The 22642-nt window shown below is 68.2% G+C and carries 21 protein-coding genes; 11 read left to right on the forward strand and 10 right to left on the reverse strand.

Annotated features, from left to right (window positions below; translation table 11 throughout):
* Positions 1–14: 14 nt before the first annotated feature.
* Entirely contained in the window at positions 15–761 is a 747-nt protein-coding gene (locus KEG57_RS03260; RefSeq protein WP_272418078.1) for a DUF2383 domain-containing protein, read from the reverse strand.
* Between the two features lie 76 nt (positions 762–837).
* Between KEG57_RS03260 and def the strand changes: the two genes are divergently transcribed.
* Positions 838–1413: a peptide deformylase gene (gene def, locus KEG57_RS03265; protein ID WP_272418077.1), complete on the forward strand. Its 576-nt coding sequence runs from the start codon at positions 838–840 to the stop codon at positions 1411–1413.
* Positions 1414–1441: 28 nt separating this feature from the next.
* Here def and KEG57_RS03270 read toward each other — a convergent pair whose 3' ends face one another.
* Together KEG57_RS03270 and KEG57_RS03275 are read right to left on the reverse strand one after the other, a co-directional pair.
* Complete coding sequence (locus KEG57_RS03270) at positions 1442–2713, reverse strand: vWA domain-containing protein (protein WP_272418075.1); 1272 nt, start codon at positions 2711–2713, stop codon at positions 1442–1444.
* A 50-nt stretch (positions 2714–2763) separates the two neighbouring features.
* The gene (locus KEG57_RS03275; protein ID WP_272418073.1) at positions 2764–2988 is read right to left on the reverse strand and encodes a hypothetical protein; all 225 of its coding nucleotides are present in this window, start codon (positions 2986–2988) and stop codon (positions 2764–2766) included.
* Between the two features lie 284 nt (positions 2989–3272).
* On the opposite strand from KEG57_RS03275, the gene KEG57_RS03280 reads away from it, so the two are divergent.
* The 6 genes from KEG57_RS03280 (at position 3273) to KEG57_RS03305 (ending at position 9987) form a co-directional block, all read left to right on the forward strand.
* The gene (locus KEG57_RS03280) at positions 3273–3794 is read left to right on the forward strand and encodes a hypothetical protein (protein ID WP_272418071.1); all 522 of its coding nucleotides are present in this window, start codon (positions 3273–3275) and stop codon (positions 3792–3794) included.
* Entirely contained in the window at positions 3791–4504 is a 714-nt protein-coding gene (locus KEG57_RS03285) for a hypothetical protein (RefSeq protein ID WP_272418070.1), read from the forward strand. Before KEG57_RS03280 ends, KEG57_RS03285 begins: the two co-directional genes overlap by 4 nt.
* 48 nt (positions 4505–4552) lie before the next feature.
* A complete protein-coding gene (locus tag KEG57_RS03290; RefSeq protein ID WP_272418069.1) occupies positions 4553–5728 on the forward strand; it encodes a hypothetical protein in 1176 nt (391 codons plus the stop codon).
* 171 nt (positions 5729–5899) lie between these two features.
* Complete coding sequence (locus KEG57_RS03295; RefSeq protein WP_272418068.1) at positions 5900–6511, forward strand: TetR/AcrR family transcriptional regulator; 612 nt, start codon at positions 5900–5902, stop codon at positions 6509–6511.
* 301 nt (positions 6512–6812) lie between these two features.
* Positions 6813–8519, forward strand: a complete 1707-nt coding sequence (locus KEG57_RS03300) for a DUF1592 domain-containing protein (protein ID WP_272418067.1) — start codon at positions 6813–6815, stop codon at positions 8517–8519.
* A 7-nt stretch (positions 8520–8526) separates the two neighbouring features.
* Positions 8527–9987, forward strand: a complete 1461-nt coding sequence (locus KEG57_RS03305) for a DUF1552 domain-containing protein (protein WP_272418066.1) — start codon at positions 8527–8529, stop codon at positions 9985–9987.
* A 12-nt stretch (positions 9988–9999) separates the two neighbouring features.
* On the opposite strand, the gene KEG57_RS55425 is transcribed toward KEG57_RS03305, so the two are convergent.
* The 3 genes from KEG57_RS55425 to KEG57_RS03320 all read right to left on the reverse strand — a co-directional run bounded on the left by KEG57_RS55425 (position 10000) and on the right by KEG57_RS03320 (position 13536).
* Positions 10000–10869, reverse strand: a complete 870-nt coding sequence (locus KEG57_RS55425) for a thioredoxin-like domain-containing protein (protein ID WP_272418064.1) — start codon at positions 10867–10869, stop codon at positions 10000–10002.
* Positions 10870–10953: 84 nt separating this feature from the next.
* On the reverse strand, positions 10954–11433 hold the full coding sequence (locus KEG57_RS03315) for a TraR/DksA family transcriptional regulator (RefSeq protein ID WP_272418063.1): 480 nt from the start codon (positions 11431–11433) through the stop codon (positions 10954–10956).
* 108 nt (positions 11434–11541) lie between these two features.
* Positions 11542–13536, reverse strand: coding sequence for a hypothetical protein (locus KEG57_RS03320; protein WP_272418062.1), 1995 nt, complete (start codon positions 13534–13536; stop codon positions 11542–11544).
* A 101-nt stretch (positions 13537–13637) separates the two neighbouring features.
* Between KEG57_RS03320 and KEG57_RS03325 the strand changes: the two genes are divergently transcribed.
* The gene (locus KEG57_RS03325) at positions 13638–14372 is read left to right on the forward strand and encodes a hypothetical protein (protein WP_272418059.1); all 735 of its coding nucleotides are present in this window, start codon (positions 13638–13640) and stop codon (positions 14370–14372) included.
* On the opposite strand, the gene KEG57_RS03330 is transcribed toward KEG57_RS03325, so the two are convergent.
* The 3 genes from KEG57_RS03330 to argC form a co-directional block, all read right to left on the reverse strand.
* The gene (locus tag KEG57_RS03330; RefSeq protein WP_272418057.1) at positions 14338–15576 is read right to left on the reverse strand and encodes an NAD(P)/FAD-dependent oxidoreductase; all 1239 of its coding nucleotides are present in this window, start codon (positions 15574–15576) and stop codon (positions 14338–14340) included. The two genes, KEG57_RS03325 and KEG57_RS03330, sit on opposite strands and share 35 nt — an antisense overlap.
* Positions 15577–15590: 14 nt before the next feature.
* On the reverse strand, positions 15591–17717 hold the full coding sequence (argJ, locus tag KEG57_RS03335; RefSeq protein WP_272418056.1) for a bifunctional glutamate N-acetyltransferase/amino-acid acetyltransferase ArgJ: 2127 nt from the start codon (positions 17715–17717) through the stop codon (positions 15591–15593).
* 67 nt (positions 17718–17784) lie between these two features.
* Positions 17785–18831, reverse strand: a complete 1047-nt coding sequence (gene argC, locus KEG57_RS03340) for an N-acetyl-gamma-glutamyl-phosphate reductase (protein WP_272418055.1) — start codon at positions 18829–18831, stop codon at positions 17785–17787.
* 198 nt (positions 18832–19029) lie between these two features.
* On the opposite strand from argC, the gene KEG57_RS03345 reads away from it, so the two are divergent.
* The 3 genes from KEG57_RS03345 (at position 19030) to KEG57_RS55430 (ending at position 21566) form a co-directional block, all read left to right on the forward strand.
* Positions 19030–19365 carry a hypothetical protein gene (locus KEG57_RS03345; protein WP_272458103.1) on the forward strand — a complete coding sequence of 112 codons (336 nt, stop codon included), beginning with the start codon at positions 19030–19032 and terminating at the stop codon, positions 19363–19365.
* A gap of 27 nt (positions 19366–19392) precedes the next feature.
* Entirely contained in the window at positions 19393–19878 is a 486-nt protein-coding gene (locus KEG57_RS03350) for a hypothetical protein (RefSeq protein ID WP_272458104.1), read from the forward strand.
* Positions 19879–20012: 134 nt separating this feature from the next.
* Entirely contained in the window at positions 20013–21566 is a 1554-nt protein-coding gene (locus KEG57_RS55430) for a protein kinase domain-containing protein (RefSeq protein WP_272458105.1), read from the forward strand.
* Positions 21567–21633: 67 nt separating this feature from the next.
* On the opposite strand, the gene KEG57_RS03360 is transcribed toward KEG57_RS55430, so the two are convergent.
* Positions 21634–22254: a hypothetical protein gene (locus KEG57_RS03360; protein ID WP_272418049.1), complete on the reverse strand. Its 621-nt coding sequence runs from the start codon at positions 22252–22254 to the stop codon at positions 21634–21636.
* Positions 22255–22642: the final 388 nt, after the last annotated feature.

Consider the following 22642-nt stretch of genomic DNA (forward strand, 5'->3'; position numbering starts at 1 on the left):
GTCGTTTTTCCGCGTCACGCCGCCTTCACGAACTTCTGCAGCGATTGCGCGAGGTCGTGCGTGCGTTGTTGCTCGGGTGCGAGCTCCTGGAGGACGAAATCACGCACGGGCGGCTCGAGCTCGTCGAGATCCCGGGCGTACCGCTTCTTGCCTTGATCCTCGCCCTCTTCCAATGCGGCGAGCGCGGCGCGGTGGCCGAGCAGATCCGCGCCGCGTTGCACGATCCGCGCGAACGCGCCCCACACGCCCGAGCTCTGCGCGGGCTCGCCGCCGAACTCGCTGACCTTGTTGCGGAGCTTGTCGACGCGCCGCTCGTGGCTCTCCAAGAGCTGACGTAGCGAGCTCGTGAGGTCCGCGTCGCGCACGCTGCGCAGGGCGAGCTCGTACGTCTCGACGCTGGCGAGCTCGCCGCGCAGGAGGTCGTTCAGCCGGTCGAGCGTGCTCTCCTTCGAGGGCTCGCCCGTCCGCCGGGTCGAGGGAACTTCGTCCTTGAACGCATCCTTGGCGGACTCGGCTGCTGCGCGCGCGACGGTGGCTACCTCGCTCGCCGCGGCGGCGAGGTCCCGGCCCGCGTGCTCGAGGTGGGCCTTGGCGCGCTCGATCGAGCCGCTTTCGCGCTGATCGACGCTGCTGCGCTCGATCGGGGCGTTCTCCTCCTCGCCCTGCACCTCGTGCTCGACGTCCGTTCGTCCGCTTGACTCGGTGTCACTGCCTTGGGGGACGTTCGTGGAAAAGTCGGGCTGGCGCTTGTCCTGGTTCATGCGCCGATCCCTGGGGCGCCCACGCACTTTCGTCGAGCGCGCGTCGTCCCCGACGTCTCGTGGTAGGCTCGCCTCCGTGACGCTCCTGAAAATTGCTCATATTGGACATCCTGTGCTCCGAAACCGGGCGCGCGAGGTCGAGCGGGACGAGCTTGCCACGGCCGAGGTGCAGACGTTCATCGACGACCTCGTCGAGACCATGCACGACGCGAACGGCGCCGGGCTCGCCGCGACGCAGGTGCACGTGCCGAAGCGGATCGTGGCGATCGAGGTCAAGGACAACCCGCGTTATCCGTACAAGCCGAACATCCCGCTCACGATCGTGGTCAATCCGGTGATCGAGCCGCTCACGGAGGAGCGATTCGACAATTTCGAGGGCTGCCTCTCGGTGCCGAACCTGCGCGGCGTGGTGTCGCGGTTCGCCGAGGTGCGCGTGACCGGCTGGGATCGGCATGGCGCGCCGTTCGAGCGCGTCGCGCGGGGCTTGACGGCGGGGACGTTCCAGCACGAGGTGGACCACCTCGACGGCAAGCTCTTCGTGGATCGGGTGACCGATACCTCGACGCTCTGCACGTGGGCCGAGTTCGATCGGTTCCACAAGCAGGCGTTCGTGGAGCGGATCGTGCCGTTCGTGAAGCGAATGGGGGGCTAGAGCGCCGAACCGTTCGGCGCTCAGCGGATCACTTCGGAATGACGATCCCGCAGGGGAACTGGACCGAAATGGAGTGGTCGCCCTGCTTGATCGTATCGCACGCGGTACCGAGCAGCTCGATCTCGTCGGGGCCGTTGAGCCGCCAGCCGTTCATGTCGTTGTAGGGCAGCGCCTTGCCGTCGAGGGAGACCTGGCCCTCGGCGGCCGCGGTCTCGTCGACGATGCCGTTCAATTTGAGCACGCAGGAGCGGACGCCGTTGATGATCTTGTCGAAGGCGTCGATCAGCGTTTGCGGATTGAGCGCCTGGTAGTACGTGGCCTTCTCGGCGCCGCCGATGGGCAGGCCCGCGCCCGCGTTCGCCAGGTCCTGCAAATGGCCGAGGCTCACCTCGGCGCCGACGCTGATCACGAACGTGCGGACGTCCTTGCCAAACGAGGCCTGCGCGGCGGCGATCGACTCGTCCTGGCCATTTTGTGGATTCGGCTCGGCGCAGGTATCGGGCTCGCCGTCGGTCGCGAGCACGATGATCTTCGGCCCCGGCTCCTGGTAGGCGACGAGATCCGCGGTCACGGCCGTGATGCTCTCGCCCGTCGGCGTGTCGCCCGCGGGGTCCTGCGGGGCATAAACCGCGTCGATGGCCGCATGGTTGTTCAATGCGAGCGGCACCTTCGCGAGCATGGGGCACGTGCCGCCCGCATTGCCGCCGTTGCTCGTGTAGAGCGCGAGCCCGAACCGCACGTCCTTTTCGAGCTTCTTCACGATCCCGTCATTGGGATCCATGAGCGTGTCGTAAAGGACGTTCCAGCGATCGCCATTTCCGAAGCTCGCGGTCATGCTGCCCGATTGATCGATGAGCAGCATCACGGTCGGGATCTGCTTCTCGAAATTGACGTTCACGTCGGCGCAGGCGTCGGCGCCGCTGCCGGTGCCGGTGTTCGACGTCACAAAATCGATGCCGCCGCCGCCGCCGGACCCGCCCTCGCCGCCCGTGGGGATACACCGGCCCTTGACGTTGCAGGTTTGCCCCGTGGGGCAACCGGCCGCGCCGGGGGCGCAGTCCGCCGTGCAGGTGGCGCTGTTGCCGCAATACAGGCCGTCCGCGCACGCGAAGTCGTTGGCGCAGAAGCCGCCGCACTTGCCGGCGTAGACCGAGTCGCACGGAGGCGTGCCGGTGCTCGTCGAACCGCAGCTCGAAGCGAGCGCCGTGACCATGGACGCGAGCCCCATCGCGAGCGCGGGCGCCAAGAGACGGCGGAACCACGAGGGCTTTCGAGGACGTGGAGAACGGGCAAAATGCATGCGTAAGCTCCTGTGTTCGTAGGTTCTCGAAGTGTAGCGCGGCACGCTGTTCAAGGCCGCTTCGGGCGTGTGTTCGTCCTCCGCACGCGCACGCGCCCGCCGGGATCTTGCCGCGCGATGAACGCGATCATCTTCGCGAGCTCGGGATGCGCGAGTAGCTCGGCGACGGTGTGATACCGGGCCTCGAGCTCCTTGTTCGTGAGCACCGCGTGGACGGCGTGATGGCAATCGCGGCAAATCGCGAGCGTCTCCTTGCCCCCGCGGCTCCGCGGCACGAGGTGATGGTCCGAAGGGTTCAGATTCGGCCGTTCACAGAGCGGGCATGGTTCGATCGGTGCCGGTTCGGGACGCATGGGCGGACGCCCGCCCATCATACATCGAAAAACGGGGGCGGCTGGTGATCACCGTGACGGCGGACGGCCCTGCGCGAGCGACCATGTTTGTCCTTTCCAGCGTGGAGCAGCCCACCGCGGCGCGGCCGTGACGATCCGGGACGAAGGCGCGCCATGGGTCTTTTGAGCCCGTTCGTGGCGTGGTACCCTGCTCGCGGATCTCGTCGATGCAGACTTATAACCTCGCGAAACTGAGGGCGGATCAGCCGAACCTGTGGCCGCCGCTCGTGCTGCCTGCGTGTCTGCTCGCCTGCGAGGCCGCGCCCGGGACGACGAGCCCCTTCGAGCTCGCCTACTTCAAGCCGGGCTCGGAGGATCCGACGATCGAACGTTTCTCGCTCGTGCACGCGACCGACATCTCCACGGCCGACGTCGAGGCGCTGCGCTCGGCCGGACGCGAAGACGTGCTGCACGTGGCCGCGGCCGGCGTGATCACGGCAATCCTGCGGGCGCGGGACGAACTGCGCGTGGTGCGCGTGTCGAAGCGGGGTCCGTGGCTGGATCTGCATCTCCAGAAGCTCGACGGCCGCGATGACCGCGTGCTCGTCGCGTTCGGGACCCAGGGCGCGGATACGGACTCCGTGCTCGCGGACGTGGTGAAACACGTGCACGGCGCGCCGGGTGGGCGAAAGATCGCCGGCGCCGTGGCCTTCGGCGGAGGAAAGGCCGCGATCCGGGTCCTGTCATGATCACCTTCGCCTTCGGGGCCGAGGCCTGGCCGAAGAGCCTCACGGTGTCGGACGTCGAGCGCCACAAGAGCCTCCTGATCCAGCAGGCGATGTACGCACGGCTCACGCAGCCGGCGATGGTCTTCCGGACGCTGTCGCGCGGCGCGCTCTACTGGGAGCGCTGGCTGCTCGAGAAGGACCCGGGCCGCTGCGGGGAAGAGCGCGTGCTGTCGGGCCTCGAGCTCGCGCGCGACGCGGGCGACTGGAAGGAAGCGGAGCTGCTCCTCGCGCACTGCGAGGCGGCGCCGGACCTCGACGGGCGGCCGTTCGTGGAGGCCTGGAGCGTGATCGTGCGGGATCGGCTGCAGGAGCAGGTCGACAACGAGCAACGGCTGGAGATCGCCTTCCAGAAGTTCCGCGGCACGAAGAACGTGACGGACGAGGCCGCGCGTGCGGAGCTCGCTCGCGACGTGATGGCGCGCGCGTCGGAGATCGGGCAGGTCGGATCGCCCGTGCCGGTGAACTACCTGCTCGCCCGGATCGCCGCGGCGCAGGGCTGGAACGAGGAGGTCGAGGGGTACTACGCGGCGCTGCTCGTGTGCCGGCCGCTGTGGATCCCGTACATCGTGCAGCTCTCCGAGCACCAGGCGAAGACGGACCTGAAGCGCGCGTTCAGCACGATCGAGACGGCAAAGAGCTTGCTCGGCAAGGATTTCTGGCTCGCGACCTGAGGGCTTGACGGGGTATACGGGCCGCCTCTCCCACGAGCGAGCTCATCCGTGAAGCGCACCTCCCTCCTCCTCGCGCTCGTCCTGTCCATCGCCTCGGCCTCGGGTTGCCGCAGGCACGGGGCGGACGGGATCAACTTCGAGCACCACCACGACCTCGCCTACGAGCCCCTCGCCGAGGACGCACCCTCCGCCGAAGCGTCGCGCGTCGAGATCCACGATTCGCGCAGCGAGCTGCCGGACGCCTTCTACTACGACGAGTATGCCGGGACGCCGGAGAAGAGGTTCACGGTCGCGCCGGGGTATCCGAGCGAGGAGCGGCCCCATCGTGTCCTCGGCACGATCAGGCTGAAGGAGCGCGTCGATGTCTCGGGGTACAACGAAGAGAAGCTCACGGCCGCGTGGAAAAACGAGGCCCTGCGCGCGCGCCGGGAAAAACTGCTCGCCGCGGAGGCGGCGCGCCATGGCGCGAACGCCCTCTATTTGATTTTCAGTTCGACCGATCGCTTCGCTCGAATGCCCGAGCGGAAGCGCACCTATCTGGCCGTCTACCTCTCGCCCGACCCACCTCGGTATCCCGACGTCGAGACGCTCCTCGGGCGGCTGGAGCTCAAAAAGGACGGCTACCACGAGGTCAAACGGTTCACCGCGAAGCTCGAGGAGCTCCCCGACCGGGCGCCCGAGACCATCCAGCTCAAGCGCGGCCATTGCTACACGCTGGCCATCGCCTTCCACCCCGAGCCCATCGATCGACCGCGCGGAAAGGTCACCTCGATCAATTTCACGTACAAGGTCCCCAATCCGGAGGTATTCCCCGGCATCCCGCACAACAACGCCGCTGCCGGCGGCTTCAGCGAGCGGCGCGACGGGGATAAGAGCATGTTTCGCTCGTTGCACCACCTCGACGGGATCTGGTCTCGCACGGGAGCCGGGGAGATCGCCTGCCCCGTCTATCGGACCCAGCCAGCGCAGCTCTCGTTCACGACCTTCGACGGCACCATGCTGAAAAACCCGCCCAAATTCGAGCCCGGGCGAGGCACCTCGGAGTTCGTGGTCTACGAGCGCAAGCTCTCCGCCGAAAAGTTCAACGAGGCGGCCTGCATACGCTGCTACGACGTGGCGCGGCAATGCAGCTACCGAGAACCGCTGGCCTCGTGCGCCGAGCTCGGCAAGTGCTTGCAGACGACGGGGGTGGGGCTCGGCGTCTGCTCCGATCGATATCGCTGAATTCGCGCGAATCCGTGCCCGCGTCCCTCGGCTGGGCGCCGCCATCGGCCGGAACTCTCCCCGGGGCGACGCCCCCGCAGCAATCCTACCGCAAAGCTACAACGGCGTATCAGGTCGCCGAACATGCCCCTCGCGCATGCGGTCGTTTCGCGTAGGATCCTGCGTCGACTCATGAAAGCTGCGCGTCAGAAGCGAAGCGAGGATACGGTCCGCTTCATCCTCGAGGCGACGGATCGGATTCTCGCGCGCGAGGGGCCCTCTGCCGTGACGACCAAGCGCGTCGCTCGCGAGGCCGGCGTCGGCGTCGGGACCGTCTACCACCACTTCGCCGATCGCGTGGCACTCCTGCGCGAGGCGGAGCGGCGCGCGTGGGAGGCGGAGTACGCGGTGCTCCTCGGGCGCTTGACCGAGATCGACCCGACCACGATCGACCCGGCCACGGTCGAGATGGTCGCGTCGCAGCTGATCGGATTCACCGTCGAGAGAGTCCTCCAGCGCGTCGACCGGCACGGCATCTCGATGGACGACGCCGACATGCGCACCGTGATGTACGAGAGGTATGAAAAGACCGCAGATTTTCTGGCTCAAACGCTGGCCGTGATCGCCCCGCGCTTTCGCAGACCGGACCTCCGGGCGAGCCTGCTCATGGCAACGGAGACCCTCGCGCTCATGTCGTGGGCCGCGGCGCATCGGCATCACGATCGCGTGAAGAGCGGTGAATTCCAGCGCGAGCTGAGCGATATGATCCTGCGGTACCTCCTCGCCGACATCGACGAGCGATGACGGCCCTCCGGCATGCCCCGATCGAAATCGAACACCCGATCCACGTGGCACGCTGAAACATCCGAAAATCACAGCGGATTCGTCGTGCGCGCGAAGTCGAACGCGACCCGCGCCGGAGAGCACGTGCATTGACAGGTGCGGGCTTCGTCCCGTATTTGAGTGCGCAGTCGTCTCGCCGTCGAGGTTGCCCTTCGCGCATGGAAGCTTGGCAGCGTGTCGTCGCGCCGAGATGGCGGAGCATGGCTTTTCATTGGGGACGGGCGGAGCAGCGCCATCCGTTGCAACCGCCGAGGAGATGCGCATGAAAAAGCTGGCGAAAGCTCATGCCGGCGGATGGCTCGCCGTCCTCGCCTGCACGGCTGTGAGCTGCGTGGGTACAATTGGTGGCCCCGATCCTTCGGAAAACGAAAGGACTCGGCTCACGTATGCCTGCACCGAGCAGCGGAAGCTCTCGCGCGGCGTCACCTTCGACCACATGCGTCGACTGTCGCACGCCGAGCTGGTCCATACGCTGGGTGCGCTGCTGGGCGAGTCCATCATCGGAGACGCCGAGATTCAGACGAAATTGTCCGGGTTGCCGGTCGACGAGATGGTGATCGCCGGTGACTTCACGGACAACCCACCGGTGGGCACGGCGCTCGCGCTTTCCCAGGTGTCGAAGCGCGCCGTCGAGCTCGCGATGGCGAGCCCCACGTGGAAAACCGATCACCTGCCGAGCTGCGCCGGCACGAGCCCGCTCACCGACGCTTGTGTGGAGGAGGTCGTGGAGCAATTCGGCGGCCAGGTCTGGCGCCGCGATCTCAGCCCCGACGAGGTGCAGTCGTACCTGAGTTACTATCACGAAGCCGGCGCGGATATGGGGGGGCTCTCGTACCTCTTGCGTCGACTGCTGCAGTCGCCCTCTCTGGTGTTCCACATCGAGGAAGGCGCCGAGATCAAGAACGGCCGAATTCGCCTCACCGATTTCGAGGTGGCCTCGCGCATCTCGTACCTCACGCAGAACACCATGCCCGACGACGCGCTCATGAAAGCGGCGCGCAGCGGAGAGCTTCAGTCCCTCGAGGGCGTGCAAGCTCACGTGGAGCGGCTGCTCGCCGGGGAGAAGGCGCACATCAAGGTGCGCGACTTCTTCCGCTATTACGCGCGCCTGGGCACGGTGCCCGATCCGATGCCCGCGGTGGGCGCGCAGATCGGCATCCCCGATACCTCGGGGCTCGGGGACGAGATGAGGCAGGAGGCGTTCGACTTCTTCGAGCACGTCTTCTGGTCGGAAGAGGGCACGTTCAACGAGCTGATGACCTCGAGCGCGGCCTTCCCGCGGTCCGAGGCGATGGCCCGAATCTTCGATACGGAGGTGGTGTCGAGCGAGGAGCCGGTCGCCAGCGCATCGTCGCACCCAGGGCTGCTGCACCGCCCCGCGCTGCTGACGAACGCTGGCGGGCGCACGAGCCCCATCGTGCGCGGCGCGCGCTTGCGTAAAGCGTTCCTTTGCGACGAGATGGGAATGCCGGACCCGGCGGCGGTCGCGGAGCGCAAGAATGAGGTCGGCGACATCGAAAACATGAGCAACCGCGACAAAACGACGAAGCTCACCGACGCCCCCGCTTGCATTGCCTGCCACGCGAGAGTCAACGGGATCGGGTTCGCCTTCGAGGGGTTCGATCAGCTCGGCGCGAAGCGGAGCGTGGAGCTCGTGTTCAATGAACAGGGCGAGCCCGGAGCCACCTGGCCCATCGATACCACGGCACAGGACCCGGAGCTCGAGCCCGGGGGGCCGGAGAACTTGAGCGACTCGGTGGAGCTCGCGCTCGCCATGTCCGAGAGCTACAAAGCCCGGGCCTGCATCTCGCGTCGACTCTTCGAGTACTACCACGCGAGCACCGTCGACATCGAAAGCGACAGCTGCATCCTCAGCGAGGGAGAGGCTCGAAGTCAAAGCGGCACGCTCCAATCCGTGCTGCTCGCCACCATCGCCAACGAAGACATTTTCTGGAAGCAGGAGCCCTGAGGACGCCATGAAATACAACCCGAAGAGCCGACGATTGTTCCTGTGCGGCGCGGGGGCGGCCCTGGTGCTGCCTGCGCTGCGTTCGTTGATGCCGAGGGAGGCGTACGCGGGGCCCGAGACCACGCCGCCTCGGTACATCCAGGTCTTGAACCCCTACGGTCCGAGCGCCTCGCTCTACTATGGCGCACTGAAGGCAAACCAGAATATCGAGCCGTACGTCAACGTGAAGGCCCTGAGCGAGCTCGAGGGCGCCATGTCGCCCATCCTCGGGGACGCGTTCACGCCGTTCACGAACAAGCTCTCGGTCCTGCGCGGGATTGACGTGCTGGCCGAGAACTGGAACCATCAGTACTGCTTCCCCACCTGCGCCTCCTCGTACGCGGCGGGCCTCGACAATGACGAGGCGCCACCGACCAGCGGCCAGGAGTCGATTGATGTGCTGCTGTCGAATTCGGCCAAGATGTACGGGCCCGAGGTGCCTGCGGTGCGGCGCTCGGTGGTCCTCAACCCGGTCATTACCGACGACTACAGCAAGAATCGCTCGTTCTCGTGGCGTTCGACGAACGCGAAGCTCGAGATGGTAAGGCCCGTGAAGCAGACCCAGGCCTTCTTCGATGCATTCGCTTCGGGCTTCGGTGCGGTGGGCGATGGCGACCCGCGCGAAACGGCCCTCTTGCAGGCCGTGCACGCCGACTACAAGAAGGTGCGTGACAGTAGCCGCATCTCGGCTGCCGACAAGCAGAAGCTCGAATCGTACATGTCGCTCGTCGCCGACATCCAGAAGGGAGCCGGCACGTGCTCCCCTGCCATGCAGGAGGACGAGGTCGACATCGAGGCCGTGATCGCCAATCAGTTCCGCATCCTCGCAGCGGCCATGGTCTGTGACTTGACGCGCGTCGCCAGCATCACGCTCGGCATGTCCATGGGCACCTACCCACGTCACGAACAGCATCACAAGATCTATGGGAAAACCTTGTCGGGTGCGACCGCGTCGGAGCTGGCCGTCGACCTGAAGCTCACCGGAGCCCGCGTGGCGAAGCTGCTCGGCATCCTCGACGCGGTGGTGGAGCCTTCGGGCACATTGCTCGACAATTCGCTCGTCTACTGGTCCATGCAATACGGCTGCGTCGTGATCGGAGGCGAGCACAGCGCCAATGGTATGCCTGTGATGGTCGCCGGCGGCGCAGGCGGCAAGCTGAAGCAAGGCCATTACATCGACTTTCGGGAGCCGGCGAGCGAGACGCTCCATGATGACAGCCGGCGCGGGATCCCGATGAACAACCTCCTCGTGACGTTCATGAACTGCATGGGCCTGTCGTCGTCGGACTACGAGGCGACGCCCGGGAAGGGCTATGGGAGCTATCCTCCGAACGCCCTCGCGAAAAAGCCGAATGGCGCCTTCTGGGACACCACGGCCGGTCGCCGGTCGCCGGTGCCCTTCCTGTACACCGGCGAAGCGATGGGCTGAGCGCTCGTCAGGTCACGGGGCATCGACGCCCGCATCCATCGTCGGGGCGCCGCAATCAGCCGGAACGCCGCTGCCCGGCGCGAGGACGTCGATGCCGTCGTAGCAGAAGTTTTCCGGCCCCTTCGCATAATACGTGTCGAGGAAAGCGCCGAGCGCGGCGGTGTCGAGGCAATCGGCGCGGAGGAGCCCGCCCCACGCGGCCGCGGCGAAACGGACGTCGAGCTCGGGATCGGGCACGACGATGATGCGCGCCTTCAATGGCGCGACGCAGAGCGGATCGGCCGGGCGCGCGTCGAGGAATGCCGCGAGGGTCGCGAGCTCGGATTCGCAGCCGCCATCGCAATGGTACGAGATGACGACCGCGCCGTGCTCCATCGAATGGACGAGGAAGCCTCGCGGGACGGGCGCGTCGTACCATTTGAATGCGGCCCACGAGGGATAGTGCGGGCCCGAGGTCGGAGGGTTTGTCGGGTACACGACAGGGGAGCACATCGCGACGTGCGGGGAAGGAAGGATGGGCACGGCCATCGTGGTGACGGGGCAGGCGCCGGCATCACTCGGCCCGGCGTCGGGCTCGTTGCCGCCTGCGCCACCCGCGCCGCCGCCGCCGCCTCCGCTTCCGCCTGCGCCGCCGCTGCCGCCTGCGCCACCGCCTCCGCCAGCGCCGCCGCTTCCGCCGCCGGTGCCGCCAACGCCACCGCTTCCGACGCCGCCGCTTCCGCCAACGCCCCCCTGCCCTCCCGCGCCGCTGGACGAGGCAGAGGACGACGACGACGACGAGACAAACGACCCATCCGCACCGGCGTCCACCGGCGCAGGCGACACCGTCTCGACCGGCGAGCACGCGAACCCAAGGGCCGGGAGCGCGAGCGCAAAAAGCACCCCCGCGCTCCACAAAAATGAGCGGTCTCGGCGGCGAATCACCGCCGAGACTTTATCAGGCAGGCGCCCCCGTCGGGCCGGTTTTCAGACGCCGCCGCGCGTACGCGCCTCGCGCTCGAGCTGCTCCTGGTACTCCACGCTGAAGCGCGCCCATGGCCGCGAGCGCAGCCGCGGGAAGCCAATCGGCTCGCCCGTGCCCTCGCACAGGCCGTACGTGCCGTCCCTGAACTTCGCGAGCGCGCGATCGATCTCCGAGAGGAGCTGCACGTCGCGTTCGAGCAGGCGCGAGGCCATCGCCGTCGCGCCCTCGATGTTCGCCTCGTCCATCTCGTCGCCGACCTCGCGCCCGGTGTCGCGTTCTTGCTCCTGGCGCGTCTCGATGCTCGCCAGGATCTCCGCGCGCTTCGTCTCGAGCAAGGTGCGCAGCTCGTCGCGCTGCTCGGGCGTGAGCTCCGGCTCTTCGTCGATCGACTCGGGGTTCAGCGCGCCCGCGCGCGTCGCAGGCCTCGCAGCGGGTCCCCGCGGCGCGATGCTCCCGATCCCTACTCCCTTTCGAGCGTCCATGGTCCCCTTTGTCGTTCGGCGAATGTTTTCCGGACGAACGGCAAGGGACATGCCCCTCGCCCTGCGCACGAATCGCACGTCACGCCGAAGACCGAGAGCCTAGCAGGCTCAGCGGCGCGCGCCGCTCACACCGAGCGTCTTGATGAGCCAGCCGATGTCCTCGAAGGCCGCCTTCGAAGCCGTGACAGCAAGCTCACCGCGCGGTGCGTCCACGGTGCCCGTCGAGCTCGACGTGACGAAGATGGGCGTTTCGCCCTGGTGCGGCATCGTCGAGACGGCGCGAATCAGCTGCTGGACGCGAGCATCCTCGCGCGGGCCGAACACGTCCTTCATGCGGTCCAGGCTCTTGACCAGCGGGCCCATCGAGAGGAAGCCGGAGCCCATGTGGGTGCCGCGACGGAGCGGCTCGAGATCCGTGCGCGACGCGATCGTCCCCGCGTCGGGCGCGCCGGTTTTCACCGCGAGCAGGCGCTTGACGAGCCCGTCGGGCTTACCGCCCCCGACGGCGAGCCACGTGCGCGACTTGCCGTCGGTCATGAGCAGGACGTGCACCTCGACGCTGACGAGAGCCTTCTGCGGGGCGCTCTTGTCGAGCAACGCCGCCGGGACGTTCTCGATCTTGATCGACAGATCCAGCGAGTCGGGCCCGAGGGCCGCGGGGCCCGGGCCGACCTTCACCTTGGGGAGCGCCTTCGAGAGCTCCGGCCCGAGCTCCTTGCGCAGCGGATCCTGAAAACCCTTGCGGTTGTAGACGTCCGCGATCTTGCGGAGCTGCTTTGCGAGGTTCGCCGAGCCCTCCTCGTAACCGGCGAGGCCCCAGCCGATCCAGCCGTTCACGAGGGCCTCGGCCTCTTGCTGCGGGGTGCGCGTGCCCTTGACCTCCGCGACCTCCACGCGGCCGCTCGCCGTGACCGTCTCGACGTCCTTGCCCATGGGCCAGTCGAAGAGCTCGCCGACCGCGCGATGATCGGCCTCGGAGCCGACGTTCACCTTCGCGAGGATGCCTTCGACGAGGAGGCGCGCCGTGCGCAGGATCGGCTGGAAGCGCTTCGGGTCGGAGCCGCGGCCGTAGAAGACGGACGCGCTGTCCTTGGGCGCGCGCCAGAAGATCGCGGGCGGCGGGCCGGCTCGCTCCGGGCGCTCGCCCATGAGGCCGCTCACCCAGGAGTTTTTCCCGCGCATCGCGAGCGAGGCGCTCGCGCGCAGGCACGTGGCCGGATCCATGGAGACGTCGAGCGTGAGTTTGTCCGCGTCCTGCGCGAAGGCGACGATCTCGTCCGCGAGGCCCGTGGCCGCGTCGACGATCGCACGGTCGAACTTGGGCTCGCCAATGGCGAGCTCGGCCTGCGCGATCACGGGCAAACCCTGCACCTGCGTGCGCAAAAGCGAGCCATACCGGGCCTCGGCCGGGGCGAAGCGCACCTCGAGGTGCATGTCCGAGGCCGCGCCGGCCTTCGTCGGCAAGGTGCGCGTGAGGTACGGCGCGAGCGTGGTGACGTCCTTCTCCTTCGGCCCGCACACGAGCCGCGCGGGCGTCGCGCCCGCGGACGCCGCGATCACGCACGTCGAGCCCGACCTGCCGCCGATGCGGAACATGCCCGGGCCGAGCTCCGTGACGGGACCCGCGCCCTCGACGGCCATCTTCGCCTTTTCGAGGGACGTGAGGCCGAGCGAGAACGCGACGAAGGCGCCAGCGCGCTTCGATTGCGTTTCGAGTGAGGCCACGGCGAAGACGGGCGCGTCGAGGGAGACGGCGGCCGCGAGACTACGCACGTCGACGTTGCTCGACACGACGTCGCGGAGGAGCGCACGGAGCTGGCCTTCGACGCCGCCCATGAGCGGTTCGGGCGGGATGGCCGCGCAGGTCCCGAAGCTCGTCAGCGTGGCCGCGGGGCTCTTCCAGCCGAAGAATGCGACGACGTCCTCGGGCTCCGGCACCGGCGAGAGGTCGTAGGCCGTCTCGGTCGGCTGAGGGGCGGCGACTTGCGCGGCGCCTTTTTCCTTCGAAGCATCGGCCGGCGTCTTCGTGGGTTCGACGGTCGCGGGCGACGGGCCACACGCGAGTGCGAGGAGGGCAAAGGCCGGGAGGAGCGACGTACGCATGGGCCGCCTTATACGGCGGGCGGAAGCGGACGTCGAGAGAGCCAGATTCACGCGCGGGCTCGGACTTGCCTTCCGCGCGACCTCGTCCTACGCCGAGCTTCATGCGTCTACGGACCCGCTTCGACAAGCTGCTCCGCACCTCGATCCTCGGATTGCCGGCGCTCATCGCCGCCTTTGCCGTGGCGTGCGGCGGCGAGCCGACCCCGCCCCCGGCCAATCCCGAGCCGCCCCCCGCGGCGACACCTGCGCCCACGCCGACGGAGACTCCAACGGCCGCGCCCGAGACGCCTCCGCCCAAGCCTACGGCGTCGGCGTCCGCCGAAGCGCCGCCGCCGCCGAAGTCCGCCGCGGAGGAGCGGCCGCCGGTGCTGATGAGCTCCGACAAGGAGCTGCAATCGATCTTCACCACGAGCCCGGGCGCGAAGCTCGAGCTCGGCGACGATTCGGGCCGCGCCGTCTTCCGCATTCGCGAAGGCTCGCTGGGCTCGCCGCACATCATCACGTTCAAGCTCGATCCGAAGGGCAAGTCGACGGGCGTGCCGATCGGGAAGATCTACCGGCTGCTCGTGCAGATCGAGAACTCGCCGGATCTGCCCACGCTCGAGTCCCTGGACAAACCCTTCGAGTTCAGCTTCCCCGCGGGCAACAAGAAGGACGCGAACCTCGCGATCGGCGAGCTGAAGGTCGACGACAAGGGCCGCGAGAAGATCACGTGGACGGTGGTCGCGCCCGAGAAGATCGACGACGCGACGGGGACGGCGTTCTTCAAGATCAAGGCGATCGGAAACTACTTCATGCACGTCACGGCGAAGGCCCCGACCGAGGCGCCCAAGTGAAACGCGCCTGATCGAGCGCCCAGCCGAACAACGCCCCTCCGAGATCGAGCGCACTCCTGCCGAGCGCGCGCCGATCAACTCGTTCACCCGCGAAATAATCCATCCCCGCCCGCGCGAGCGCGTGCGAGCGCGTGACCCATCGCTCGATCACGGGGCGCGCGCCGCCGTACACGAAGCGCGCCGCGCGCGCGCGCAGGCGGAGATCCAAACCGAGGCGGCTCTCGCGGAGCACCGAAGGAAACGAGGCGAACGAGAGGTCGCCCGCTTCGAGCGCGCGCGCGAGGAACGGGCCCGCGACGGAGCCGTACTGGATCGCCTGCGCGATGCCCTCGCCAAGCGCCGGATCGATGCCCGCCGCCTCCCCCACGAGGAGCACACGTGGCTGGGCGAAGGGCTCATGCAAGGAGAGGCCTCGCTCGGCGAAGCGTCGCAGCGAGGACGCGGGCACGGCCACGCCCTGGTCGTTCGCACGAGCGAGGAGCCGCTCGGCCGGCGCAGGCTCGGTCGCGGCGCGCTCGGGTACGCCCTCGGCGCGGAGCTCGTAGATGCCACGACAAACCATGGGCCGTCCGTGGACGAGCGTCGGAAAGTCCCACGCGTACCCGGGCAAACCCCGTGCGGCCATGTCGAAATGGAGGACGTCGCGCGGGCCGTCGCCGCGAGCTTCGGGGGTGTCGACTTCCACGGCCTGGGCCATGAACGCGCCGCGTGGCAAGCCGAGCGCGCGCCGCACGACGCTGCCGACGCCGTCGGCGCCGATGACGGCGCGTGCGCGAATCTCGCCGATCGAGCTCTCGATCCGCGCGTCGTGTTCGCCGATCACGAGGCCCGTGACCTTCACGCCGTCGCGCACGCGTATGCCACGCGCCATGGCCTCGCGCGCGAAGGCGTGATCGAACTCGAAGCGGCGGACGACACGGCCGATCGGCGGTCCCTCGGCGCGCGCGGCGAGCCTTCGGCCCGAAGCATCCACAGACAAACCGTGGATCGGGACCGACGGGACGAAGACACGCACGCCGATGGACGCGAGCAGCCGATCCGCGCGCGCGCCGATCGCACCCGCGCAGATCTTTTCGCGCGGATACGTCGCTCGTTCGAGCACGACGATCCGCTCGGCGAGTCGAGGTGCGGCGTGCGCGAAGAAGAGCGCCGTCGAGATGCCGGCGGGGCCTCCGCCGACGATCACGATCTCCGCGTCGAGCATGGTGTCGAGGGGGCTCAGCCCATGGGGAATTCTTCGCCCTCTTTGGGCGCGCCTGCGCGGATCATCGTGCCGACGCCACGCGAGGTGAAGAGCTCCGCCACCACGTTGTGCGGGACGCGGCCGTCGATGATGTGCACCGTCTCCACGCCGCCCTCGAGCGCGCGCAGGATCGACGCCGCCTTCGGGAGCATGCCGCCCGTGACCGTGCCGTCACGCATGCGCGCGTCGAGCTCCTCCGCGCTCATCTCCGACACGAGCAGGCCATTCGAGAGGATGCCCGCGACGTCGGTCAGGTAGATGAGCTTGCGCGCGCCGCACGCGACCGCGACCTCCGCGGCGACGGTGTCGGCGTTGATGTTGTACGTGTTCCCATCCTTGCCGAGGCCGATGGGCGAGATGACGGGGATGTACCCCTTGCCGAGCAAAAGCTCGAGCACGTCGGGATCGATCCGCGCAACCTCGCCGACGTAGCCGAGGTCCTTGCCCGGCGGCATGTTCATCTTGCGCGCCTCGATCAAGCCGCCGTCCTTTCCGGACAACCCCACGGCCTTCGTGCCCGCGCGCGCGAGCGAGGCGACGACCTCCTTGTTGATCTGGCCCGTGAGGACCATCTCGACGATACGCAAGCTCGCGGCGTCCGTGACGCGCAGGCCGTCGACGAACTCGGTCGCCTGCCCCATCTGCTCGAGCGTGCGCGAGATCTCGGGGCCACCGCCGTGCACGATGATCGGGCGCAAACCCACGGCCTGGAGCAGGCGCACGTCCTCGGCGAAGCGATCCTTGAGGTCGGCGCGCACCATCGCGGCGCCGCCGTACTTGATGACCGCGCGCGTGCCGGCGAAGCGCTCGATGTAGCGGAGCGCCTGCACGAGCGTGTCGGCCTTGAGCTCCGGCGTCTTGTGGTCGAGGCTCGGATCACGGCGCACCGGGCCGCCCGCGGGGTCGACGAGGACGGCCGCGTAGTCGGCGTTGATTCGTACGTAATCGTAGGAAAGGTCGCAGCCCCAGGCCGTCGCCTCACCCACGCCCGTGCCGACCTCGATGTCGACGAAGACCTCTTCACCGCGAAGAAGCGCGCGGAGCGCGTCGGCGTCGAAGGCCTGCGGTTTGCCCTGCGCGTAGACGAGGACGTTCTGCAGGCGCACGCTCGCCACGGTCGGATCGAAACGAATGTGCTGCTCGGCCGCGCGCGAGCCGACCGCCGCGAGGACACGGCCCCAGTTCGGGTCCGTCCCGAAAAACGCCGCCTTCGCGAGGTTCGATTCCGTGACGGCGCGAGCGAGCGCGCGCGCGGACGTGAGGTCCTCGGCGCCACGCACGGTGACCGTGATGAGGTGCTGCGCGCCCTCGCCGTCGGCGGCGATCGTGCGCGCGAGCTCGCGGCAGATGTCGATGAGCGCAGCGGCGAAGCTCTGCGCTTCGGGCGAGTCGCGGCGCGTGATCGGATCGTTCTCCGCCATGCCGTTCGCGAGCACGAGGACCTGATCGTTCGTCGACGTGTCGCGATCGACGCTGACCATGTTGAACGTCTCGTCGACGGCCGCATGCAGGATCGCGTCGAGCACGGAGACGTCGATGGCCACGTCGGTCACGAGGAACGCGAGCATCGTGGCCATGTTCGGGTGAATCATGCCCGAGCCCTTGGCGATGCCCGCGATACGCACGCGATCACCGCCGAGGAAGATCTCGCGCGAGGCGAGCTTCGTGCACGTGTCCGTCGTGAGGATCGCCTCGGCCGCAGGCGTGGGATCCTGGCTGAGCTTGGCGATGAGGCCGGGGACCGCAGCGGAGACTTTTCCATGCGGCAGAGGCACGCCGATGACGCCGGTCGAGCACGTGAGGACCGCGTCGACGGGGACGCCGAGCGCGTCGGCGACGGACGCGGCCATGCGCTGGTTCGCCTGGACGCCCTCGTCGCCCGCGAGGCAGTTCGCGTTGCCGCTGTTCGCCACGATCGCGCGCGCGTCCTTGCGAGGCAGCCGCGCGACGTTCCAGTCGACACACGCCGCGCGCGACTTCGAGCGCGTGAAGCATCCGGCCGCGACGGCGGGAACCTCCGAGAGCACGAGCGCGAGATCGGGGCGTTTGACCTTGATGCCGGCAGAGGCCCCGGCGAACGAGAATCCAAGCGGTATCTTCACGGGCCACCTCGGGGTAGGGGGAGCCGCGGCGCGAATCACGACGCGGGGGAGCCCTTCTTTTTGTCTGTCAATGCGGCGAAAGCGGCGGCGCGCCGATCATGGCGCAGAGGTTCTGGAGCGCCTGGGAGGCGGCTCCCTTCAGCAGGTTGTCGAGCGCCGACGTGACGACGACCGAGCCTCGCTCGGCGTCGGCACGAACGCCGAGGCGCGCGTACGGGGTGTACGCGACCTGCGCGAGCGTGACGTCCTCCGGCGCGCGCACCTCGACGAGGTCGGCAGGGGCGTACGCGCGCCGGAAGAGCGCTTCGATCTGGTCGTGCGGGACCGCGCCGGAGAGGCGCGCGAAGGCCGTGACGAGCAGGCCTCGACGAACGGGCAGGAGATGCGGGACGAACGTCACGGAGGCGCGCACGCGGCCCGCGCGGGAGAGCGCTTGCTCGATCTCGGGCGTGTGCTGGTGGTTGCCCACGCGGTACGCCGAGAGGTTCTCGTCGACCTCCATGAACAGGAGGCGCTCTTCAACTTTGCGACCCGCGCCCGATACGCCGCTCTTGCCGTCGACGTACATCGAAGCCGGGTCGATCGCGCCCGCCTCGACGAGCGGCGCGAGCGCGAGGATCGCGGCCGTCGCATAACAACCGGGGTTCGCGATGAGGCGCGCGTCCTTCGCGCCGCCCGTGCGCGTCGAGGCGGAGGCGACCTCGGGCAAACCGTAGTGCGCCTCGGCGAGGAGCTCGGGCGCGGGATGCTCGAAGCCGTACCAGCGCGGATACGCGGCCGGATCCTCCAGGCGAAACGCGCCCGAGAGATCAACGACGCGCACGCCGTGCGAAAGGAGCTCCGGCGCGAGCTTGGCCGAGACCTCGGCGGGCGTCGCGAGCAGCGCGACCTCGCTCTGCCGGGCCACGGCGACGGCGTCGCTCATCGGCGCGACAGGGAGCTTTCCGACGCTCGCGGGCACACGCACGCGATCACCGAGCTTCGATCCCTGCCATCGATCCGCGGCGACACCCGCGAGCGAGAGGGACGCATGTTCGGCGACGAGCCGCGCGAGCTCGCTGCCGGCGAAGCCACTGACGCCGAGGATCGAGACGGGGACTTTGGAGGCGCTCACGGGCGCGCTTCCCTACTGAGCGATGACGCCCTTGTCAAACGGTTGTGCATGCTCGCTGCGTGATGGCACCTCGGTTGCTCGTCCGAGTCGAAAGCGAGGTGACCTGTGCGGATCAGAAGCAACGTTGGCGCCCCGGACGGACGATATCGTCGAACGAATCGCGGCGCGTGGATATTCGCGCCCGTCATCGCATTGTCGATGCTGGCCGCGGGCTGTACCGCGACGCTGTCGGCCGGGACCCCGAACGTGGGCGGGTACGACGTGGCGTATGCGGAGGCGGTTCCCATCGATGTGAATACGTACCCGGCCGTCGCCTATCGGGGCCGGCTCGCTTACCTCGTCGAGGGACGCTGGTACTGGCCGACGGACAATGGCTGGGTCGTGTTCCTCGAGGAGCCGCCTGAGCTCGCGCGTTACCGCACGAACGTCCAGACCGCGCCGCGCGCCGTGCCGCCGCCCGCGGTCGAGTACGGCTACCCGCCGGTTCGTCCCACGAAACCACGCGAGATCCATCGCGAGTACCGGCCTCGTTGACCGATGACAGACAGGGGGAGGTTTTCCATGCGCGATTCGATCATGAAATGGGCAGGCTCCGCGGCCTTTGTGCTTTCGCTCGCCCCCACCGCGATGGGGTGCCTGGCCGAGGGGTCCGTCGTGTACGTGCCCATCGGCCGCGATACGGGGACGGTGACGCAAACCTGGTCCATCGGAGGCCGCTTCGACCCGAGCCTCTGCCGGACCTACGGCGCCGATCGCATGGAGCTCGTCATCCGCGACATGTCCGACCGCACCGTGGCGCGCGCATATCAGCCCTGCAGGGAGATGCAGATGAGCGTGAAGCTGCCCGAAGGGACGTACAAGGGCGACGCGACGCTCATCGCCCGCGACGGCTCGGAGGTGAGCACCACGCTCGAGCTGCTGCCGTTCCGCATCCTCTCGAACACCGATACGCCCGTCGACACCGACTTCCCGACGTCGTCGATGCTGACGGTGCTCTCGGTGGACGCGGTCGCCGCGAGCGCGGAGGTCGACGACGAAGCTCCCTGATCCAGGGGACACACGACCGGGGGACGTGAGACGCGTGCGGAGGCCGACGCGTCGGCCTTGATCTACGTCCCCATCTTCATCCATGCTCTCCGCGCTCGCCTCCTTCGTTCCGGCAAGGCGGCGCCGCGCCCCACGTGCTCGTACCCGACGCGCTTTTTCACGGCCGATATCGCGTCATCCGCTGCATCAAGGCGGGCGGCATGGGCGCCGTGTACGAGGTCGCCGACGAGGCGACGCGGCGAAGGCGCGCGCTCAAGGTGATGCTGCCGGGCACCATCGAGGACCCGATCCTGCGCGAGCGGTTCGCGCAGGAGGCCACGATCACGGGCGGCATCGAGAGCGACCACATCGTCCAGGTCTCCGACGCGGGCATCGACGAGAGCACGAGCATGCCGTTCCTCGTGATGGACCTGCTCTCGGGCGAAGAGCTCGGCAGCATGATCGCGCGGCGCGGCGCGCTGCCGCCGGCCGAGGTCGTGCTCTATCTGGGACAGGCGGCGATCGCGCTCGACAAGACACACGCGGCGAACATCGTGCACAGGGATCTCAAGCCCGAGAACCTGTTCATCACGACGCGCGACGACGGAAGCCCGTGCTTGAAGATCCTGGATTACGGCGTCGCCAAGGTGATGGTGGAGACGACGTTCCAAAGGCGCACGGCGATCGTCGGCACGCCGCTCTACATGGCGCCCGAGCAGGTGCAGGGCGACGGCGCGATCGGCCCGCGCGCCGACGTCTACGCGCTCGGCCACCTCGCCTACACACTGCTCTCCGGCGAGGCGTACTGGATGAGCGAGGCGAAGAGCTCGCTCTCGTTGTTCGTGCTCTTCAAGCGGATCATGGCGGGCCCGCCCGAACCGGCGACGACCCGCGCGGCGCGGCGTGGTGTGCGGATCACGCCCCCGTTCGACGCCTGGTTCTCGCGCACCACGAACATCGAACCGCAGAGGCGCCCCGAGCGCGCGACGCACGCGATCGCCGAGCTCTGCGAGGCCCTCGGCGTCGTGACCTCGAACGCCACGATCGCGGTCGCCCTGCCCCCGCCGTCGACCCCGCGTCTCAGCTCGCCCATGCCCGCGCGGCCGGCGCCGGCCCCTGAAAAACCGCTCTTCTACGCGGACAAACCTCTCCTCTACGCCGACGCACATGCTCCGGCCTCGGTCCCGTCGAAGCCGCCGAAGAGCAAGGCGAAGCCGGTCCACGAGTCGTGGGAGGACAACGTCCCGCTGTTCCGGGATCCGGCGACGGGCGCCTACAGCGAGCGTTACCTGCGCCTGACGCTCGACGAGGCGATCGCGAAGGCGAAGATGAAGGGCACGAAGTTCTCGATCGTCGTCTTCGAGCTGCCGCTCCGGGGCCTCGATCCGACGCGGGACAAGGCAACGATCGAGGCCGACCTGCGCGAGCTCGTGACCACGCTGCACGGGCTCTACGGTCGAAAGAGTTTCCTCGGCCGGTATGGTCCGTCGAGCCTCGTGCTGATCGTGCCGGACGCGGGCAGCAACTTCTCGCGCGCGCTCGCGAAGGCGCTCAGCGAGAAGCTCCGCGAGGAGTTCGGCAAGCGCAAGGAGACGCGGCGGCTCACGGTGCGGCTACGCGTGGGCGCAGAGCGGGTCGATCCGCTGGAGAAGTCGGCGATCGATTTGATCGAGCGGGCGACGCGGGCGGCATTGCAAAGCGACGCCTGACAGATAAGCCCTTCATCTTGTCGCTCGCTTTTCGCTGGGAGAACCGCAACCAGGTTGGCCTTCGGAATCAGAGCCCCCACGGCGGGGGAATCTTGAAATATTCGGCCTGGCAGCAGCCCCTTGTAGCAGACTTGCAATACAGCTGGTCTCCATCGTCACACGTGCCCACCTCGACGCCGTCGATGAGGCATTTGCAGGTCATCGTGCCGCCGGCAGGCGTCGAGCAGTCGGTCTGGTAGGTCTTGCCAAAGCAGAGGTCGCCGCAGCCGCAGCTCACGTCGCCGTTCATGTCCGCGCCTCCCGGGCACGAGTCCGAGCCCAAGATGAGACACCCGTGCATCCCCCCGCACATCTCGAACGTGTCCCACTCGTCCTTGCACGCGCCCTCCTCGTCCGCGCAAGTCGACGTGAATGGCAGACGGCAGGCGTAGGCCGCACCCAATTCGTCCTCGCATTCGGTGGTGTACAAGTCGATGAGACCGTCGCACTGCTTCGTGCACGTGTCCGACGCCTTCGGGCAGCTGTTCACCTCGAGCGCGTGACAGTAATCGTAACAGGCCTGCCTTCCTGTCGGACCGGTGCCGCCCGCGCCCCCCGAATCGTTGTTCGTCGAGTCGCCTTCGCACGCGGAGAGCAAGCTCGCCGCGCCCAGAAGGACCATCCCCAAGAGTGCCGAAAACATTCGCATGCTTGCGACGATAGCTCAACTTCGCGCAATGTGATCGCTCGAGACGCGTGCGCTGCGCTCATCGCCTAGGGCGAGCGCTCAGGAAAACGAACTCGCCAGTTTCACACGTGGGCCTGACGCGGAAAGTCGTTCCGCAACGGCTCGACATTCCACTTGAAACGTTCGAACCGCGTTCGCCACGGAGCGCCGCCCCCGCCTCCGCCCGCCCTTCTGCACAGGGAGAGTTCCGCAGGTCCTCTCGGGGGCCGAAAGCCGAACGTCGACGCGTCGCCACCCCGCGCGCTTCGCCCAAACCGCTCCGTCGACGCGTTGGCATGCAGGTTCGAGCGTCCTCCGCCGACGGGGCCGACGTTCGCACCGCGCGCCTCGGGCGCCGCTCCTCCCGGCG

It is taken from the genome of Polyangium jinanense (assembly GCF_028435365.1).

What these genes read in the sequence shown, in the direction of transcription:
- KEG57_RS03350 (WP_272458104.1), top strand. Translation starts at nt 19,393, where the DNA reads ATGCGCGATTCGATCATGAAATGGGCAGGCTCCGCGGCCTTTGTGCTT.
- KEG57_RS03315 (WP_272418063.1), bottom strand. Translation starts at nt 11,433, where the DNA reads ATGGACGCTCGAAAGGGAGTAGGGATCGGGAGCATCGCGCCGCGGGGA.
- KEG57_RS03295 (WP_272418068.1), top strand. Translation starts at nt 5,900, where the DNA reads ATGAAAGCTGCGCGTCAGAAGCGAAGCGAGGATACGGTCCGCTTCATC.
- KEG57_RS03345 (WP_272458103.1), top strand. Translation starts at nt 19,030, where the DNA reads ATGCTGGCCGCGGGCTGTACCGCGACGCTGTCGGCCGGGACCCCGAAC.
- KEG57_RS03260 (WP_272418078.1), bottom strand. Translation starts at nt 761, where the DNA reads ATGAACCAGGACAAGCGCCAGCCCGACTTTTCCACGAACGTCCCCCAA.
- KEG57_RS03305 (WP_272418066.1), top strand. Translation starts at nt 8,527, where the DNA reads ATGAAATACAACCCGAAGAGCCGACGATTGTTCCTGTGCGGCGCGGGG.
- KEG57_RS03325 (WP_272418059.1), top strand. Translation starts at nt 13,638, where the DNA reads ATGCGTCTACGGACCCGCTTCGACAAGCTGCTCCGCACCTCGATCCTC.
- KEG57_RS03270 (WP_272418075.1), bottom strand. Translation starts at nt 2,713, where the DNA reads ATGCATTTTGCCCGTTCTCCACGTCCTCGAAAGCCCTCGTGGTTCCGC.
- KEG57_RS03280 (WP_272418071.1), top strand. Translation starts at nt 3,273, where the DNA reads ATGCAGACTTATAACCTCGCGAAACTGAGGGCGGATCAGCCGAACCTG.
- KEG57_RS03360 (WP_272418049.1), bottom strand. Translation starts at nt 22,254, where the DNA reads ATGCGAATGTTTTCGGCACTCTTGGGGATGGTCCTTCTGGGCGCGGCG.
- KEG57_RS03320 (WP_272418062.1), bottom strand. Translation starts at nt 13,536, where the DNA reads ATGCGTACGTCGCTCCTCCCGGCCTTTGCCCTCCTCGCACTCGCGTGT.
- KEG57_RS03285 (WP_272418070.1), top strand. Translation starts at nt 3,791, where the DNA reads ATGATCACCTTCGCCTTCGGGGCCGAGGCCTGGCCGAAGAGCCTCACG.
- KEG57_RS03300 (WP_272418067.1), top strand. Translation starts at nt 6,813, where the DNA reads ATGAAAAAGCTGGCGAAAGCTCATGCCGGCGGATGGCTCGCCGTCCTC.
- KEG57_RS03330 (WP_272418057.1), bottom strand. Translation starts at nt 15,576, where the DNA reads ATGCTCGACGCGGAGATCGTGATCGTCGGCGGAGGCCCCGCCGGCATC.